This window comes from Fontisphaera persica (assembly GCF_024832785.1).
Lineage (GTDB): Bacteria > Verrucomicrobiota > Verrucomicrobiia > Limisphaerales > Fontisphaeraceae > Fontisphaera > Fontisphaera persica.
Window position 1 is genome coordinate 3,317,123 of record NZ_CP116615.1, and the last position, 17,583, is coordinate 3,334,705.

Consider the following 17,583-nt stretch of genomic DNA (forward strand, 5'->3'; position numbering starts at 1 on the left):
TTTCCCCCGGCTCTCGCAAAACAGATTTGCACAGGCGTGCGGCAGCATGGTATGAGGCTGCATGCTTAAGACCCCGCGGGCGATAATGTGGTTATTCCTCTCTTTCGTTTTTCCCCTGCCGGCTCAAATGCCGGCCTGGATTTCGCTGCAAGGCCGGGTCTTGGTGGAGGGACAGCCCTTCCAAGGCTGGGGTGAGTTCAAATTTGCCCTGCTCTCCGGCGGCTCGCCGGCCGGCGTGATATGGCATCAGGATGGCACGGCGCCCGCCGAGGCCCAGCCTGAAACTGCCGTGCCTTTGTGGGTAACCAACGGTTTGTTTCAGGTTGGCCTGGGTGATACCACCCTGACCAACATGGCGGCGCTGCCGGCCTCCCTGGGCGGGCTGCCGGATTTACAGGTGCGTGTGTGGTTCAGCGATGGCGTGCATGGCTGGCAACAGTTGGCGCCGGATTTGCGCCTGGGCGCCGTGCCCTACGCGCTGAATGCTGCCCAAGTGCCAGCGCAGACGATTACCCTGAGTCATCTGGCGCCAGAGGTGCAGGCGCGGCTGGCCGCTACGAATACCACAGGAGGCTTGCCCGCAGGCGCCTTGCTCCCGGCCCCGCTGACCCAGGCCAGCAATCTGGCTCAGGCCGGTTATGCGCGTTTTCCGCTGGCGGTTGCCCAAGCCGCGTGGCAAACGGATTACCTGGACCCGCGACTTACCCCGGCCTTTTTATCCGCGCCTGGCACCAATTTATGGGACGGCCAATCACTATGGTTGTGGCGCTGGCCCGTGGCCGGGCAGGCGGGACAAGGCGCGCGTTATGAGGCGGACGCAGGACGCTGGTATTTATTGTCCCCCACCAACGCCCCAATTTTTGATCCATCACAATCCTGGGCCATGACTTGGGCTGGCGACTTGATGGTCATCGCCGCCGATGCAAATGGCTGGCAGGCCAGCCGGTACCGGCGTGCCGCGCAAGCATGGGAGGACGCCCCCATGCCGGGCTCCCTGCCCTGGCCGGCGGTGGTACGGCTGCTCGACACTCCTTTTGGCGCCGTGGTTTTGGCCGCGGCGGAATCCCGGCTGGCGGGCGCCTGGCGGGAGCCAGAGGAAGACCGCTGGCAGGCGATGGACACCAACGGCGCGCCCGCGCTGGAATGGAGCACGGTGCAGTTTGCCGGTTTGACCAACGGCTGGCTGGCCATGGGAACGATGGGTGGTGAAGTGCAGCTTTGGCGTTATCAAGTGGAGCCGCCCGGCTGGCATCGTTTGAGTGTGGCCGGTTTTTCCCTGCCCTGGAGCAGTCAGTGGCGCGCGGTCTGGACGGGCACGGAATGGTATTGGCTGGCCGTGCAGGACGGCCACTGGCGCGGTTTTCGTTACGCGCTGGCCACCGGCCAATGGCAGCCGCTGCCGGCCCTCGATGCTCCGCTGGCGCATGAGGCCACGCAGTGCCTGTGGAATGGCCAGGAACTTTTGTTGGTTAATTTGTCGGCCGTGGCCACCGAAACGGTCCATTACTCGGCCCGCTTCAACCCCGCGCTCCATCGCTGGCAACCGATGAATCCTGCGGCGCCAATTTCGGCCTTTGGGCCGTCGCCCCACCTGTTAACCCTGCCGGACGCGCTGCTCATGGCGCGGGTCAGCGACCCCAGCCGGTACGCGCTCTATGATTATGAAGCAGACCGCTGGCGACCCCTGGAAGGCCCCAACCTGGGGTTTGAAGCGCTGGTGGTCTGGAGCGGCAAGGAAGTGCTGGCCCTACCTTACCAACCCCTGCCTGAAGAACCGCTGTTCCTGCACCGTTACACGCCGCCGCAGCGCGTGGGCTGGTTTTATCGGCCAGAGCCTTAAGTGGGCGCGCCGGACGAGGGCGCTTGCAACAAGCGCTCCACAGCAGCCAGCACGGCCTCCACCTGAATCCGTTCCATGCAGGGATAAGGCCGTGATTTGTCACACACAAACTGACGAGTGGCCTTGCAGGGGCAGTCCCCCAACACCAGCTCGTGCGGGCACTGCCACGGCCGCCAACTGGTTTCCGAGCTGGGGCCAAACAGGGCGACCACCGGGGTTTGCATGGCGGCGGCCAGATGCATAGCCACGGTGTCCACGCCCAAAAACAGGCGCGCGCGCCCCAGCAAAAAACCCAGCTCTGCCATCCCGGTGCGGCCGGCGAGGTTGATGCCGGGCTGGCGTTGGTGCGTGAGAATCCGCTCCACCTCTTCCCTTTCCGCCGGCGCCGGTCCGGCGGTGTACACCACGCGAAAACCATAACGCGCCTGCAAGGCATCGGCCACGGCGGCCCAGCGCTCTGGCAGCCATTGTTTGAAACGCCAGCGGCTGGTGGCATGAATCACGGCCAGAGGCGGCCCCTCGAGCAAGCCGGCAAATTTTCGCGCAAAATCCCCGGGCTGAATGCAGGGAAAGAACTCCAGCGGCCCCGGTTGCGCCTGCGGGTCAAAGCAATCGGCCACGGTGCGAAAATCCTTGAGCACCTGGTGTTGCGGCGCCCAGGGAAAAGAGGAAAGTTGATGAAACAACCGCCGCCGCCAGCCCCATTCGCCGTAGGCGTCATTGGCCACCCGCACCTTGGCGCCGCTCAGCCAGGACCAGAGACAGGCCCTATCCGAAACCGACAAAGCGAAGGCGTAGTCATAGCCCTGGGCGCCAAGGGCGCGCCAGGCCTGCCGGTTTTCGGCCCAAATTTCGCCCCAGGCCCGTCGCTCCTTTCCAGTGCGTCCCAGCGCCATCAGGTGGCGAATGGCCGGATGCCCCTGCAACATGACCTCGCAGCCGCCGCGCACCAGAACATCCACCGCCGCGCCCGGGAAACGCTGCGCTAAAAACCGCAACGTGGGCGTCAACAGCAAGGTGTCGCCCAGATGGTTCAGCTTGATGAGCAGAAACTTCACGCGGCGGCATTATCGGACGCCTCGTCCCATATTGCAAATGGCTTTGCCCGGGGAGAAAGTACCCGGCAACTCCGCGCCCCAGCTCCCGCAGGGTCAGGGGGCGTCATGGATACGGATGACCTTGGGATACAGCCGGGGAGCGCGTCCATCGTCCACCACCACGTCAAAAGTCCGGCCCCGGTCCCAACATTCCTGCATGGCCAGCAAGGCGCGGCGCATCAGGCGCTGATAGCGCTGGGAGGCCTCGTTTTTGCCCTCGCGGTCCAGCACCCGCACCCACCAGAGATTATCCAGCGAGAGGAAGTAACCTTCCGGGATGGCGATGGCCACCTGGGCAGGCGGCGGGCGGTGGAAAATGCTGCCCCGCGGATGCGCTTGTTCATGGGCGCGCAGATGGCGGGCCAGGGCCAGTTGCTCCGGCCAGGGCACATGATGGTCATGGTCGGAAGACCAGAACCAGAGGTATCGGGCGCCCCGGTCGTAGGCCAGCGTCAAGGCCAGCGGCGCAATGTTAGTGTCGCATTGCCCGTAAATGGCGGTGCCCCAATGTTTGCCCAGCGGCAGGGTGCCGCCGCGCAGGAAAGCATAATGATATTCCAACAGCTCCCGTGGCGTGTGCGCACGGGGGCGTCCCGTGAACCGTTGCACTGCCCGGTCAAACTCCGGCAGTTGATACCGGCCTTCGTGCACCAGGCCGGCGCCGCCGCCGCGCATCTGGTAAAAGGTGGTCTCATGCAGGGTTTCCCAGGAGGGGTAATCCACCTGTTGCACGCGCAGGTCGCCGAGGTTGATGCCGGCATTTTCCAGGGCTTGATGCAAATGCCACGAGCCATAAGGGCCGGCGCCTTCAAACGTGGCCCGGGTGCGCTTCTCAATGAGCGCCGCGGCATCCGCAAAATAACGCAAGGTGCGATGCACATTCGTATCGCCCACCATGAGAATCGAAGGTTCATCCATGAACATGACCGGCCCCAGGTAATTGGCGCGGTATAAATCGGTCGGAAATTGCAGCGGCGGCGAGCGATGATAAAACACCGGTTCGCCACGCACCCAGGCTTCCTGGGCCGGTTGCACGGTAAACAGATTAAAGCCCGCGCCAATCATGGCACGGATGTCGGCTTCGGTGTAGGGGACGTAATGGTAATCCTGCCGCTGCGGCGTCTGGGGCAGGCGCCGTTCTTCCCGGTCCTTGAAGGGGCGGCTGTTGCCCACCAGCAGCTCGCGGTCGAGCACCAGCTGCCGGGCGTCGGCCCACGGCGCCCAGGGGGCATTCGTGCGGCCATAATGCATCGTCCACACCTGCCCCAGCAGCTCCACCGATTCCGGCAGGCCATGTTGAGCGCCACTGCCCGGAGAGGCATGCGGCAGAAAATGCCGCTGGAAATTTGCCCAGGCCGGCAGCAAGGCCAGGCCGCTGAAGCGCTCGGCGTACTCATAACACTCCCCCGTGGCCGGCACCCGCAATTGGTACCGCAGAATAACGCAGGTGTTCGAGCGCGGCAGGGGCTCGCCCACCGCCAGCCAGCGCACGATGCACAGGGGCGGCTCTTCGTAACGGGCGCGGCTCCGCAATTCCATTTGCCACCAGCCGGCCGTCAGCCGGCCCACCCGCTCCACCGGGCCGCGGGTGAGACGCAGGCTTTCCAACGTAGCTGGGGTGCGATGGCGGGCGGTCAACGCCAGGTAACTCCCCTCGGTGGCCGGGTGGGCCGCCAATAAATCCGCCAGGTTCAACCAGGCAGCCAGACCGGCCATGGCCAGGATTTTTAGCTTCATAGTGGATGACCCCACACCTTAAGGCCGCCGGGGGCGCAGGTAAAGGCCGGGCATTGACAGGGGATGCATCCTCCGCAACCATCCCCGGCATGGCGCGGCCATTGCGGCTGGAATTTCCTGGCGCGGTGTATTATCTCGCCTCCGAGGGCAACGGCGGCGAGGTCATCTTTCACGGCGAGGAGGACCGCGCCCTGTTTCTGGAGACGCTACAGCAGGCCTGCCAGCGATTTGGGTGGGAGGTGCTGGCCTTTCGGCTGGCGCCGCAACGCATCGAGTGGGTGGCGCGCACGCCGTCGCCCAACCTGGTGGCGGGCATGAAATGGCTCCTGGGCGCCTTCACCATCAAGTACAACCGCCGCCATGCGCGTCGCGGACATTTGCTGGCCGGGCGGTACCGCTCGGTGCTGGTGGAGCCAACGGCGCCGTTTCTGCCCGCCGCGGTGGATTATGTGCACCTGGGGAGGAGCCACGGCGGGGCGGAATTACCCCGCGAAAATGATGCAAGCTGCAGTTATCATTATTACCTGCTTCCGCCTGACCAGCGGCCGCCCTGGCTGAGAGTGGGCAGCGTCTTTGCGTCTCTACAGCTCCAGGATGACGCGGCCGGCCGCGCCCGGTTTGCCGCGCGCCTGCAAGCGGTGGCGGCCCAGCCGCCCTCCGAGGCCTGGGCCATGCTCCGCCGCGGCTGGCGCATGGGCAGCGATGCCTTTCGCGCCGAATTACTGCAACGTTTGCGTGAGACCCGCGGCAACTCGGCGGACCCGGGGCGCATGTTGGCCCAGGAACAGGCGGACTTGATTGTGCGCGAGGAGCTGGCACGCCTGGGATGGACGGAGGCGGAGCTGGCCCGCCGGCCGAAAGGAGACCCGGAAAAAGTCCGCATCGCACGGCGGTTGCGCGCGGAGACTTCCGCCAGTTTGCGCTGGACCGCCGCCCGCCTGCACATGGGCACGTGGACCAGCGCCGCCAACAACCTTTACCGCAAGGATACCGCCGCCCCTGCGCGGCCACGCCCCGTCCGCCGCCGGCCGGTCCAAAGTCCACCTGCGGCAGCGCCTCCTGCGCCCACGCCGGCGCCTTCCCCGTCAGCCGTGCCCCCGGAAGATTTGCCGGTGCATTGCTTGTGAGGCCATGCGATTGGGGCCGACTTTATTTCGCGCTGATTTTTACCGGCACGCGCAGCACGCTCAGCGAATAGGCCGGCGCCACGTGGGCCACCGCAGGCCCCACCGGCGTGAGGGACTGGGTGAGCGGCGCCACCCGGGTGGGATGGGTCAGGGAGTTTTCTTCGGCCAAGGCGGCCGCCAGGACGGTGGCGCGGCCAGCGCGGCCGGCCGGCACGGCGCCGTTGAACTGCAGGTTGACCATGCGCGGCGCCGCGGTGGCGTTGACGATTTTGAGGATGACCTCGCGCGTGGATTCCTCGAAGGTGGCCGAGGCATAAACCCGCTCCGGCTGGCCGATGTCACCGCTCAGGCGGGCAGGCAGGATTAAATCGCCGCGATTGCGGGCAAAGGCCTGCTGCACGTAGTAATTGGGCGTGCCATAGACGCGGAGGTTGTCGAACCAGATGAGATTGGGCCGCCATTGCCAGGCTTCTTCATGCGCGGACAAGGGCGCGTAGCTGCACATGCGCACCACCTCGCCATTGCGCTCCAGGCCGGTCATGAAGGCGGCCTCGGCCAGCGCGCATTCCCAGTTGTTGCGATTGTCCGGACTGACGGTGCGGACGCTCTGGGCGGCATATTCTCCGGCAAACACCCGGGGGCCATTCCGGTCGTAGCGGTCGTAACGGCGCGTATTGTCCAGAAACCATTGCGGCGGGCGGTAGTAGTGCTCATCCACGATGTCGGCGCGAAGCTGGCGGAGGCGCGGCCAGAGAAAATCAAACTTCGGACCGTCCGGGTCCGGTCCGGCGCTGGAGATGAGCCGGATTTCCGGATGCCGTTGCTGCAGCACGCGGGCGAAGCGCTCATAACGCTCGAGGTATTGCGGCCCCCATTGCTCATTGCCGATGCCCAGCATTTTCAAATGGAAGGGCCGCGGATGCCCCATGGCGGCGCGCTTGGCACCCCAGACGGTGTTGGTGGGGCCGTTGGCGAACTCAATCAAATCCAGCGCGTCCTGAATGAAGGGGTCCAATTGCTCCAACGGCACCAGCTCGCCGGTGTTGAACTGGCAGGCCATGCCGCAATTCAGAATGGGCAGCGGCTCGGCGCCCAAATCTTCGCAGAGCAGAAAGTACTCATAAAAGCCCAGTCCGAAACTTTGGTAATAGTCGGGCGTGGGCCGGTGTTTGAACTCCATGTTCCAGCGATTGATGATGAGCTTGCGCTCTTCCGGACGGCCGATGGTGTTCTTCCACTGGTAACGGTTTTCCAAATTAAAGCCCTCCACAATGCAGCCGCCCGGAAAGCGGATGAACGCGGGCTTCAGCTCGGCCAGCATCTGGACCATGTCCGCCCGCAGCCCGCCCGGCCGGTTTTTCCAGGTCTTGCGCGGAAAGAGCGAGACCATGTCCAGGTGCAACCGTCCCTGTCCCTCGAACGTGAGGCGCAGCCGGGCCTTGGCCTCGGTGGCGCGCGCCGTCAAAGAAGCGGTGTGCCGCTGCCAGGTGGCTTGCAATCCCTTGATTTGCGCGCGGCCAATGACCAGCCCCTGCGCGTCCAGCAGCTCCAAAATCAAGGTCACCGGGCCGCCCGTGACCTGGCGGGCAAACACTGAAAAATCATAGGTTTCCCCCTGGCGGATGCCCATGCCGCGAAATCCCTCATTGATGATTGCCACTCCTTTATCCGCCGGGCCAAGGGTCACATCAAGGTATTGCGGATTGTTGGGATGCAGCGCGTCGCGGCTGCTGATGCCCACCATGGCGGCGCTGCCGGGCGGGCGGGAAACCTGCCAGCCCATGAGCGGCTGGTTGAATTCAAAAGAGCGATTTTTGACCAGCTCGCCATAGAGGCCGCCATCCGCGCCGAAGTTGATGTCCTCAAAGAAAATGCCCCACATCACCGGGCTGACGCGGGCCACGGGACGGTGCACATCAATCTCGATTCGGCAGGCGGCTTCCTCCGCGGCTTGAGAAAAAACGCAGGGGATTGCCAGCCCGGCGACCAACAGGAGACGCGCAATTACTTTCATACCTTTATTTATAAAGGCGGCCGCAGCGGTTGACAACCGCAGATGCAATCACCAGCGGGATTCAGAGCCGGGCGGCCGCTTGCGCCAGCGCCTGCAGGTTGGCTCCGGGGGTGCCGGGGGATACGCCGCCACCGGCGGAGAGCAGCCAGCGCCGTGGGTCCGGGAGACTGGCGCGAGCGGCGGCCACCGCTTGCGCCACTTGCTCCGGCGCGCCCTGCGCCAGGACGTCCAGGGGCGGAATGTTGCCCATGAGGCAGATGTCCGGCCCGCAAAGCTCCCGCACGCGGTTCAGGGGCTGGAGGTGGGTGAAGTTGAAGATGTCCACCGGGATTTCGCGCAGGAAGGGATACGGCACCACGTTGTTGGTGTCATTATGAAATATCTTCAGGGCTTCAGGAAAGGCCCGGAAGATTTGTTGCAAATATGGCAGGGCGAACGTTTGAAAATCCCGGGGCGACAGGAAGCCGGTGATGTCGTCCAAGACCATGATGCCCTGCACGGCGGGGCCGGCGGCGGCGGCTTGCGCTTCGAGCCAGTGAATGATGAAACGCGACAAGGTTTGCAGCAGGCGGTGAGCCTTTTCGGGGTCGGTTTTGATGCCCATGAGAAACTCGCTGACGCCCACCAGATGCGTGGCGAGGGTGAGCGGACCGCGGGCCGCCACCATCCTGACGTCATGGCCCGCCTCGGCCAGCTTGGGCCGGGCGCGGCGGTAGAGGGTTAGCAAATACGGCAAAAATCCATCCGTTTCAGGGTTCGGCTCCGCCAGTTCGGGCAAAGCCTCCCACGTCTCGGCCAGGGGCAGGACCTGGGGCGTTTTGTCCGGGTAGAACAGCGTCTTGCAGCCGAAGGCGGAAGGCTCGGCGCCCATGCCAATTTCCGCCCAGCATCCCGGCAGGAAAATGAGGTCGGGAAATTCGCGAATAACGCGCAGGTTGGCATCGAGCCAGACATCGGGCGCGAAGAGATAATCAAGCGTGGATAGTCCCAGATAACCTGGAATCCACGGGCTGTCCACAATCAGCGCCACGGGCACATGCGGAAGAACTTCACCGCGGGCGCAGCGGCAGAGGATTTCCCATTGTACAGCAGTCATGCGTTAGAGTCTGAGGGCCTGGGCTTGCGCCAACAGGCTGAGTTCAGCGGCCAAAAAAGTGTGCTCCTGGGTCATCGCGCTTTCAGTGCGGTCCAAACAATCGCGAATCAGCGCGCCAAAGTAGGGGAAACCGACCTTCCCCTGCACAGGCAGGTGATGCTCGCCCCGGGCATCCACCAGATACACATGGTCACTGGCGCGGTCACGGGCCACGTCCAGGTATTTGCGCAGCTCGATGGTGCCGGTGGTGCCGATGATGAAAGTGCGCCCATCGCCCCAGGCCCCCAGGCCGTCGGGGGTGTACCAGTCCACGCGGCAATAAAAGGTGGCGCCGTTGTCGGCCACGGCGGTGGCATCGCCAAAATCCTCAAACTCCGGGTATTGGGCGGCGTAGTAATTGGTCACGCGGCTGTGCAGGACGCGGGCGCTGCGCGCGCCGGTGAAGGCGAGGAATTGCTCGAATTGATGACTGGCGAGGTCACAAAGGATGCCGCCGGTTTTGCTCCGCTCAAAAAACCAAGGCGGGCGGGTGGGGGCATTCATCCGGTGCGGCCCCAGACCGGCCACGTGCAGCACGCGGCCAATACGGCCTTCCTGAATGAGCTGCCCGGCATAAATGGCGGCCTCGCAGTGCAGGCGCTCGGCGTAATACACCGCGAAAATGCGGCGGGTCTGGCGGACTTTTTCCCGGGCGGCGGCCAGTTGCTCGAGGGTGGTGAAAGCGGGTTTGTCGGCAAAATAATCCTTGCCATGCTCCATCACGCGCAGGCCCAGCGGGGTGCGCTCGCAGGGGACGGGCGCGCCCGCCACCAGATGCAGGGTGGGGTCCTCCAAAATCTCGGCTTCACTGGCGGCCGCGCGGACGCCGGGGTAAGTCTGGCAAAAACGCCGGACCTTTTCGGCATCCGGGTCATACACGGCCACGAGCTGGCCGCCAGCCTCGATAAGGCCGTTGCACATGCCGTAGATGTGGCCGTGGTCGAGGCCCATCGCCGCGAAGCGAAATTCGCCGGGCGCGCAAACCACATTAGGCTTGCCCTTGGGGGCGTACATCATGCCGTCGGCCTTCTGAAAATCGCTCATGGCGGTGTAGGATAAAACGGCACGGCGCTGGAGGCAATGGCAGGTTGGAGAAGTACTGCCATTTCGAGCGGGCATGCCCCCCAGGCTTGCCGGGCGGGCGAAAAGGTGTTAAGCGTGAGGCCATCTTATGTCACATACCTCCGATAGCGGGTCTTCGTTTGCTTCCTTCCCCAGCGCCTGGACGCGCCGTGAGTTCCTGCGCAGCACCTCCGTCGCGGCGGCCCTGGCCTCGCTGGCGCCCTGGGAGGCCGTGGCCGGCCCCTTCACGCGGCCGGACTTTGAAAAATTGGTGCCTGCCGACAAAAAGCTTTCCCCCGAATGGGTGCGCTCCCTCTTCGAGCGCGGCACGCGCACGGTGTACCGCGGCGCCGAGCTGGAAAAAATCGGCATGCCGGTGGGGGGCATTTGCACGGGACAGGTGTACCTGGGCGGCGACGGACGATTGTGGCACTGGGACATTTTCAATCAGCACATCGGCACCGGCGCCGAGCACTACGCGCGCCCCCTGCAGCCGCAGTCGCCGCTCGAGCAGGGCTTTGCGTTGCAACTCACCACCGGCGGGCAGACTCAAACCCGCCGCTTTGACCGCACCGGCTGGCGGGACATTGAGTTCACCGGGGAATATCCCATCGGTTTCGTGACCTACCGGGATGCGGAGGCCCCCGTGACCGTGCAGCTCGAGGCGTTCAGTCCGTTCATTCCGCTCAACGTGGAGGATTCCTCGCTGCCTGCCACGGTCATGCGGTTCACCGTCACCAATCACTCCCGGCAGCGGGTGGAGGTGGAATTGGCGGGCTGGCTGGAAAACGCCGTGGGGTTGCACAGTGCCCCGCGGTACCTTTTCCAACGCCGCAATCGCATTGTACGCCGCCCCGGTCTGCTGGCGCTGGTTTGCGCGGCGGAGGCGGCGCCTCCCCCCAGCACGCCGCAACGGCCGGATGTGGTGTTTGACGATTTTGAACGCCCCACGCATGAAGGGTGGACCGTCACCGGCACCGCTTTTGGCGCCGGGCCGGTAAGTCAGGCGCAAGTGCCGGAATACCAGGGCAAGCTGGGATTTCACGGGCAACGCGGCATCAATTCTCACGCCGCCGCCCCTGCGCAGGACGTGGGCGGGCGCGACGCCCACAAGGGCACACTTACCAGCCGGCCGTTTGTGATTGAACGCAACTACATTCATTTCCTTATCGGGGGCGGGGCGCACGCCGGACGCACCTGTCTGAACCTGCTGGTGGAGGACCGCGTGGTGCTCTCGGCCACGGGCCACGCTGGCAATGACCTGCGCTTGAAATGGTGGGATGTCCGCCCCTGGCTGGGACGCTCGGCGCGCCTGCAGGTGGTGGACGAGGAATCCGGCGCCTGGGGCAACATCGGCGTGGATAACATTGTGTTCAGCGATGCCCCTCCCCCACCCCCCGGACCGCTGGAGGAAGCCCCGGACTTCGGGACGATGGCGCTGGTGTTATTGCCGCCAGAAGGCGCCGGCAAAATACCCAACACGGACCGCGCCAACGCCGCCCTGCCCGAGCCGGGCACACCGGCGGGACTGTTTGCACCAGCACCCGCGGCGCAGGAAGCGCTGCGGCCCGCCAGCCAGAAATTGCTGGGCGCGCTGACGCGGCGGCTGGTCCTGGCGCCGGGGGCGTCGGGCACGGCTACATTCGCGGTCTGCTGGCATTTTCCGAACCTGCGGATGGACCGTCTGCCGCCGGGACGTTACTACGGCACGCGGTTTGGCTCGGCCTTGGGGGTGGCGGAATACCTGGCGGCCCAGTTTGCCTCACTTTATGCGCAAACCAGGTTATGGCATGACACGTGGTATGACTCCACCCTGCCTTACTGGTTTTTGGACCGCACCTTCCTGAACATCTCCACCCTGGCCACGTCCACCTGCCATCGGCTGGGCAACGGCCGATTTTGGGGATGGGAAGGCGTGGGTTGCTGCCACGGCACCTGCACGCACGTTTGGAATTATGCGCAGGCGGTGGCCCGCCTGTTTCCCCAGTTGGAGCGCGACACACGCGAGCGGGTGGATTTTGGTCTCGCGCTGCAAAAAGACGGCGCCATTTTTTTCCGCGCCGAGCACAACAATTATCCGGCGGTGGACGGGCAGGCGGGCACCGTGCTGCGGGCGTTGCGGGAGCATCAAATGTGCACGGACGATGCGTGGCTGCGGCGCAACTGGCCCGGCATCAAGCGTGCCACCCAATGGCTCATCCAGAAGGATGAAGACGGCGACGGCCTCATCACCTCCAACCAGCACAACACGCTGGATACGGACTGGTATGGACCGGTGGCGTGGTTGAGCGGGGTGTATCTGGCCGCGTTGCGCGCGGCCGAGGCCATGGCCAAAGAGGTGGGGGATGAAGCCTTTGGCCGGCAATGCCGGGAAATATTCGAGCGGGGCCGGAAAAATCTGGTGAGTCGTTTGTTTGACGGGGAATACTTCATCAATCAACCGGACCCCAAGCATCTGGACGCGATTAATTCCGGCAGCGGCTGCCACATTGACCAGGTGCTGGGCCAGAGCTGGGCCTGGCAAATGGGTTTGGGGCGGGTATTGCCGGAGGCCGAGACACTCAGCGCGCTGCGGTCCCTCTGGCGCTACAACTTCACGCCGGATGTGGGGCCTTACCGCGAAGTGTACCGTCCGGGGCGCTGGTATGCGATGCCCGGCGAGGGCGGATTGCTGATGTGCACATTTCCGCGCACGGACTGGGACTACCCCCAGGCCCGGGGCAAAGGGGCGGAGTGGGCGGCGGGATACTTCAATGAGTGCATGAACGGCTTTGAGTACCAGGTGGCCGGCCACATGATAGCCGAAGGCATGCTCATGGAAGGCCTGGCCATCACGCGGATGATTCATGACCGCTATCACCCGCTGCGGCGCAACCCGTGGAATGAAGTGGAATGCGGCGACCACTACGCCCGCTCCATGGCCAGTTACGGCGTTTTCCTGATGGCGGCCGGTTTCGAGTATCACGGGCCCCAGGGCCTGCTGGGTTTTGCGCCACGCCTGAAGCCGGAGAATTTCCGCTGCGCCTTCACCTCCGCCGAGGGATGGGGCACTTTTGCGCAACGGCAGGAAGGCGGCAAAATGACCGCGGAAATCACAGTGAAATGGGGGCGCCTGCGGCTGGCCACCTGGAAATTATCGCCCACCGCCCGGCCCGCCGGAGTGCGGCTGCAGCGCGGAAAACAGGCGGTCTCCGCCGGGGTGGATTACGCCGACGGCGCGCTACTTTTACGGTTTTCCCCGCCCCTGACCCTCGGGGCGGGAGAAACCCTGCAGGCCAGCATGGAATGACGTGGTTCACGCCGGGGGGCGCCGGCCCTTAAAGATTGCGCTCGTACACCCGGTAAATCTTGTACACTTCACCCCCAAACAATTCGATGACGCGCTTGACGGGCTCGTTGTCCTCCAACACCCACGACGCCTCCACGTGCCGGAAACCGGCGCGAAAGCCGGTGCGCAAGCCGTGACACAACATGGCGGCCTCAATGCCCCGCCCGCGGTATTTCTTTTTCACGCCCAGAGTGATGACGCGCACAATGTCGGTAGGTTTCCAGTGCAACAAATAGGGCAGGGCCTGGAACAACCCCGGCGACAGCAGGCGCCCGCGCAACGGCCGGAAGGCCTCGTTGTAATCCGGCGAGGCCAGCAGGAAACCCACGGTTTCCTGCGGGGTCTCCATCACGTAAGCCAGCCCTTCATACAGCAGGGGCTTGAGGCGTTTGGCCATGAATTGGATTTCGTCCGGCGTCATGGGCACAAAGCCCCAGTTGGACTCCCAGGCTTCGTTATAGACTTCGGTAACTTTGCGGATGTCCTCGGCCAGCGTTTTTTTGCGGATGGGCCGCAGGCGCATCTCCGGCTCGCGTTTTTCAAACTTGGCGGCGATGCGCTCGAAACGCTCCATGGGGGTGTTGGCGAGGTCAAAGAAAAAGGCGAGCAAATCCTTGGCCTTGGCAAAGCCGGCCAGCTCGACCAGCCGCGGATAATACGGCGGGTTGTAGGTCATCATGAATACCGGCGGGCGCTCGAATCCCTGGACCAGCAGGCCGCACTCGTCGTTGGTGCTGGGATTCATGGGCCCCAGGAGGCGCCGGGCGCCCTGCTCTCGCGCCCAGCGCAGGGCGGCCTCGAAGAGCGCGCCGCTGACGGCCGGGTCGTCCACGCACTCGAAAAACCCCCAAAACGCCGCCGGGTCTTTCTGGAATTGCACGTAATGCTGGTCATAAATGGCGGCGATGCGGCCCACAGCGCGGCCGTCACGCTCGGCCAGCCACAACTGCATGCGGGCATGCTGAAAGAAGGGGTTGCCGTCGAGAAACACCTGCCGCTGGTCCAGCATCAGGGGCGCCACCCAATGGGGGTCACCCGCGTAGATGGGATAGGCCGCCCGCATGAAACGGTTCACGTCCCGGGCGGTTCTGGCCAGGGGGATGATATTCATGGAAATAAAAAAACGGGCAGGCCGCCGAGACCTGCCCGTTCATTACACTCATGGGTTGGTCGCGGCCGGAGGCGCGTTGGTGGCGCCGGCATTGGCTTCCGGCGCCTTGACCACCAGCATTTCATGGCGGGGCTTGAGGAGCGGCTCCACGGACCACTTGGAAATGAGGTAATCCCATTTCTCGAATTGTTTTTCCTTTTCGTACTTGTCCTGCAGTTTTTTCAGGTTGTCCTTGAACTCCTTGTCCAGCCGCTCCTTGTCTTCGGGCTTTTCGTCCTTGCCCGGCACGCGCTCTTTCTGGGCGGGTTGGAAGGCCACGGCAAAACTCATGGGATAGTTGTTGCCATCGGCGGAGGGCTTGCCGAATTTCAAGGTGTAGGTGAAACCATCAAAGGTCTCCAGGATGGCGGTGGACGGCTCCTTCAAGCCGGTTTCCTCCAGTTTGGCGCCCTTTTCCAGGACGTCTGAAAACGAAGGAAACGCCATAGCCGACGCGGCGCTGGAGGCCTTGACGGTGTCCAGGTTTTCGTTGGTGGACAGGTTGGACATCTTCCACTCGGCGGTCTCGTTGTCGCGCATGATTTTCCAGGAGTTGGTGGCGTTGGTGGAAACGAAGGAGATGGCCTTCACCTTTTCGATTTTGAAGAACTCGCGGTCGAGCCACGACTCCGGTTTAGGCTCCACATTGCTGAACACCTCCTTGACCAGGCACACACTGCCGAGGTCGCCGGCAATCATGAGATAACGTCCCTCCGGCCATTCGCCGCCGCCCATCGGGCCGGCGGCGGGACTTTTGCGCATGTACTTTTTGCCCAGCAACACCGTGGCGAGCACCTTGCCGTCCTTGTTTTTGAACTCGACGCGGGTGGCGGCGTTGGTGCCCTTTTCCGGGTCCAGCAATTCAAACCGCCCCAACTGGCTCTGGCCCACCTCGATGGGGTCACCGGGTTTCAAATCCGCCAGCTTGCGCAGGAAATCGGAAATTTCGGAGAAACTGGCGGGGAAGTTGGCGCGCTGGCGCACGACCCAGCGGCCTTCCGCCTTGGCCAGGACCAGCTCATTGGTGCCGGCGCGAATTCGGATTTCCGCCACGTCATTGACGGGGAAATTGGGGAGGTAGGCCTCGCGCGTGCGGGTGGAGGCCTTCCACTGGTTTTGATTCGAGCGATACAAAGCCCAGCCGGCAATCCCGAGAATCAGGCCGGCCACCACCAGAAAAACAAGTTGTTTGCGGTTCATTTGGCGGCAGTGCGTTTACGGTTGATTAAAGCGTATCCCAGGCCAAATAAGGTCACCACCAGCGGCATGGCGCCAATGTTGATGACCTTCAGGCGCGTCTCCAGCGATTCCTCTTCGCGGCGCAGCGCCTTGCTCAGCTCCTTGATGCGGCGGTTGGTCTCCGCCTGCGCCTTGCGGTACTTCTCCAGCTCGGCCTTCTGCTCCGGCGAGAGCACAAACCGCTGGTTGGCGTCTTTTTGCGCCTGCAATTCGTTGAGCTTGCGCTGGATTTCCTGGCGCTCCTGCTCAAATTTCTGCAACTGGTCCTGCAGGCTCCGCGCCGCGCGCGCCCGCATTTCGCGAATGACGGTGAAGTTGCGCGACTTGGTGGCGCGGCTGCGGGAGTTAATCAGGGCGCTGTCGCCGGTGAGCAGCTCGAGCGTGTTTTGCAGGAAGGAGAGGTTGCCGCTGTAAATCATCACAATCTTCTGGTTGCCGATGGGCTGGACCTGGGCGTAGAAGGTCTCATGGAGCAAGTCGGCGTCGGCCACCAGGATGACACTGGTGGCTTCCTTGCTTTCCTTGAGAAACTCAGCCTCTTTTTCGTCCTTCTTGTCCTTGTTTTCGTCCTTCTTGTCTTCGTCCGTGGATTCCTTGGGTTTGCCGTTGGGGAAGGCGGTCTTGAACTTGCCGCTCAAGCGGACGGCCAGGGCCATTTGTTTGTCACCCGGTTTGAATTCCTTGGCGGCCCCTTCGGGGGACATTTCCACCAGGAAACGGTCCACAAAACCGGCCTCCGGGGAGCTTTGCATGAGCACGTCCATCTTCAAGCCCTCGACCGGCGTGCCGCTGAAGGCGCCCGGCCAGCCAAACATGACATTGTCCAATTGGGCGCAGATGATTTCATCCTGTTTGATGTACTCGGGCGTGAGGGACGGCACGAACAACTGAAACTCCGGCGGCACGCCCGGATTGCGCAGGCGGCGGTCGGCGAGGACTTTGTTGTTCTCGAAGGTCAGCCCCCAGGCGGAGAGCAGCTTGTCGAGGGTGGAGCCGCCCTGGGCGCCGCCCATCATCGGGTTGCGCCGGCCTTCGGTCCAGGCATAAGGGTCCAAAAACGCGATGAGGCGCCCGCCACGCATCAGGAACTGGTCAATAGCAAACTGGGTCTTTTCGGAGATGTTCTTGGGGTGATGGACGATGAGCACTTTGATGTCGTCGTCAATCTTGTCCACGTCCATCTGGACCTGCTTGAGGTTGAAGTCCCGTTGCAGTTCGGTGACAAACAGCCACGGTTCCTGGCCGCGCTGGCCCATTTGCATCATGAAGGGATTCATCTGCATCCCGAACACCGGCAGGCTGCTCATCAAACCGATGGTGGGACGCTGCGGATTGATCACCTGCGCAATGGCCCGTGAAATGTCGTACTCCAGAAACTTTTCCCGCTCGATGGGCAGGAAGGGAATGGAAGTTTTGGCATCCAGGTAGGTGAAGGACAGGCCCATGTACACCGAGTTGGCCAAGTCAATCTGGCGTGGGGTCACGTTGTCCATCGCCGCAAAATCCTCGGCGTCGGTGTCGGGCTGGGGATTGAGCTTTTCGATTTCGATTTTGCCGCCGCTGACCTTGCGGTACTCGGCCAGGAGGTCCTCCACGCGGCGGGCGTAATTGGCCCACGACACCGGCATGGCCGGGTCATCCTGGGTGCAGTAGAAACGGATTTTCAATTTGCCGTCCAGCTTGGACAGGATGGAAAGGGTGCCGTCGGAAAGCGTGTAGAGCTTTTCGGCGGTCAAATCCACGCGCGTGCGGGGCAGGCCGGCGATGAGGTTCACCGCCACCACGATGCCGAACATGATGAGCACCCCGAGGGTGCTGTACAAAAAGGTCTCCAGATTCCGGTTTTTCATGAGC

11 protein-coding genes are annotated in these 17,583 nt (G+C 63.4%); 3 read left to right on the forward strand and 8 right to left on the reverse strand.

Going from position 1 to position 17,583, the window contains the following annotated elements:
* Positions 1 to 127: 127 nt before the first annotated feature.
* Positions 128 to 1,840 (forward strand): hypothetical protein, encoded by a 1,713-nt coding sequence (locus tag NXS98_RS12410; RefSeq protein WP_283845319.1) that lies wholly within the window; start codon positions 128 to 130, stop codon positions 1,838 to 1,840.
* Here NXS98_RS12410 and rfaQ read toward each other — a convergent pair.
* Positions 1,837 to 2,898, reverse strand: a complete 1,062-nt coding sequence (rfaQ, locus tag NXS98_RS12415) for a putative lipopolysaccharide heptosyltransferase III (RefSeq protein WP_283845320.1) — start codon at positions 2,896 to 2,898, stop codon at positions 1,837 to 1,839. The genes NXS98_RS12410 and rfaQ overlap by 4 nt on opposite strands.
* Positions 2,899 to 2,991: 93 nt before the next feature.
* Complete coding sequence (locus NXS98_RS12420; RefSeq protein WP_283845322.1) at positions 2,992 to 4,674, reverse strand: hypothetical protein; 1,683 nt, start codon at positions 4,672 to 4,674, stop codon at positions 2,992 to 2,994.
* An 89-nt stretch (positions 4,675 to 4,763) separates the two neighbouring features.
* On the opposite strand from NXS98_RS12420, the gene NXS98_RS12425 reads away from it, so the two are divergent.
* Positions 4,764 to 5,801: a hypothetical protein gene (locus tag NXS98_RS12425; RefSeq protein ID WP_283845323.1), complete on the forward strand. Its 1,038-nt coding sequence runs from the start codon at positions 4,764 to 4,766 to the stop codon at positions 5,799 to 5,801.
* Between the two features lie 22 nt (positions 5,802 to 5,823).
* Here the strand turns inward: NXS98_RS12425 and NXS98_RS12430 are convergent, their stop codons facing one another.
* From NXS98_RS12430 to NXS98_RS12440, 3 genes are all read right to left on the reverse strand, one after another.
* On the reverse strand, positions 5,824 to 7,815 hold the full coding sequence (locus NXS98_RS12430; RefSeq protein ID WP_283845325.1) for an alpha-L-arabinofuranosidase family protein: 1,992 nt from the start codon (positions 7,813 to 7,815) through the stop codon (positions 5,824 to 5,826).
* 61 nt (positions 7,816 to 7,876) lie between these two features.
* Complete coding sequence (locus NXS98_RS12435) at positions 7,877 to 8,911, reverse strand: uroporphyrinogen decarboxylase family protein (RefSeq protein ID WP_283845326.1); 1,035 nt, start codon at positions 8,909 to 8,911, stop codon at positions 7,877 to 7,879.
* Positions 8,912 to 8,914: 3 nt separating this feature from the next.
* Entirely contained in the window at positions 8,915 to 9,994 is a 1,080-nt protein-coding gene (locus tag NXS98_RS12440) for a Gfo/Idh/MocA family protein (RefSeq protein ID WP_283845327.1), read from the reverse strand.
* 127 nt (positions 9,995 to 10,121) lie between these two features.
* Here NXS98_RS12440 and NXS98_RS12445 point away from each other — a divergent pair, with 127 nt between their 5' ends.
* Positions 10,122 to 13,301 carry a GH116 family glycosyl-hydrolase gene (locus NXS98_RS12445; RefSeq protein ID WP_283845328.1) on the forward strand — a complete coding sequence of 1,060 codons (3,180 nt, stop codon included), beginning with the start codon at positions 10,122 to 10,124 and terminating at the stop codon, positions 13,299 to 13,301.
* 28 nt (positions 13,302 to 13,329) lie between these two features.
* Here the strand turns inward: NXS98_RS12445 and NXS98_RS12450 are convergent, their stop codons facing one another.
* Genes NXS98_RS12450 through NXS98_RS12460 form a run of 3 tightly spaced genes read right to left on the reverse strand, consistent with a single transcriptional unit; the run spans position 13,330 to position 17,579 of the window.
* Complete coding sequence (locus tag NXS98_RS12450; protein WP_283845329.1) at positions 13,330 to 14,451, reverse strand: GNAT family N-acetyltransferase; 1,122 nt, start codon at positions 14,449 to 14,451, stop codon at positions 13,330 to 13,332.
* 48 nt (positions 14,452 to 14,499) lie between these two features.
* Positions 14,500 to 15,690 carry a DUF4340 domain-containing protein gene (locus NXS98_RS12455; RefSeq protein ID WP_283845330.1) on the reverse strand — a complete coding sequence of 397 codons (1,191 nt, stop codon included), beginning with the start codon at positions 15,688 to 15,690 and terminating at the stop codon, positions 14,500 to 14,502.
* A complete protein-coding gene (locus NXS98_RS12460; protein ID WP_283845332.1) occupies positions 15,687 to 17,579 on the reverse strand; it encodes a Gldg family protein in 1,893 nt (630 codons plus the stop codon). The genes NXS98_RS12455 and NXS98_RS12460 overlap by 4 nt, the downstream gene beginning before the upstream one ends.
* Positions 17,580 to 17,583: the final 4 nt, after the last annotated feature.

Bases quoted from the DNA above. Each gene is read 5' to 3' on its own strand.
- NXS98_RS12410 (WP_283845319.1), top strand. From the start codon at position 128: ATGCCGGCCTGGATTTCGCTGCAAGGCCGGGTCTTGGTGGAGGGACAG.
- NXS98_RS12420 (WP_283845322.1), bottom strand. From the start codon at position 4,674: ATGAAGCTAAAAATCCTGGCCATGGCCGGTCTGGCTGCCTGGTTGAAC.
- NXS98_RS12425 (WP_283845323.1), top strand. From the start codon at position 4,764: ATGGCGCGGCCATTGCGGCTGGAATTTCCTGGCGCGGTGTATTATCTC.
- NXS98_RS12430 (WP_283845325.1), bottom strand. From the start codon at position 7,815: ATGAAAGTAATTGCGCGTCTCCTGTTGGTCGCCGGGCTGGCAATCCCC.
- NXS98_RS12435 (WP_283845326.1), bottom strand. From the start codon at position 8,911: ATGACTGCTGTACAATGGGAAATCCTCTGCCGCTGCGCCCGCGGTGAA.
- NXS98_RS12440 (WP_283845327.1), bottom strand. From the start codon at position 9,994: ATGAGCGATTTTCAGAAGGCCGACGGCATGATGTACGCCCCCAAGGGC.
- NXS98_RS12445 (WP_283845328.1), top strand. From the start codon at position 10,122: ATGTCACATACCTCCGATAGCGGGTCTTCGTTTGCTTCCTTCCCCAGC.
- NXS98_RS12450 (WP_283845329.1), bottom strand. From the start codon at position 14,451: ATGAATATCATCCCCCTGGCCAGAACCGCCCGGGACGTGAACCGTTTC.
- NXS98_RS12455 (WP_283845330.1), bottom strand. From the start codon at position 15,690: ATGAACCGCAAACAACTTGTTTTTCTGGTGGTGGCCGGCCTGATTCTC.
- NXS98_RS12460 (WP_283845332.1), bottom strand. From the start codon at position 17,579: ATGAAAAACCGGAATCTGGAGACCTTTTTGTACAGCACCCTCGGGGTG.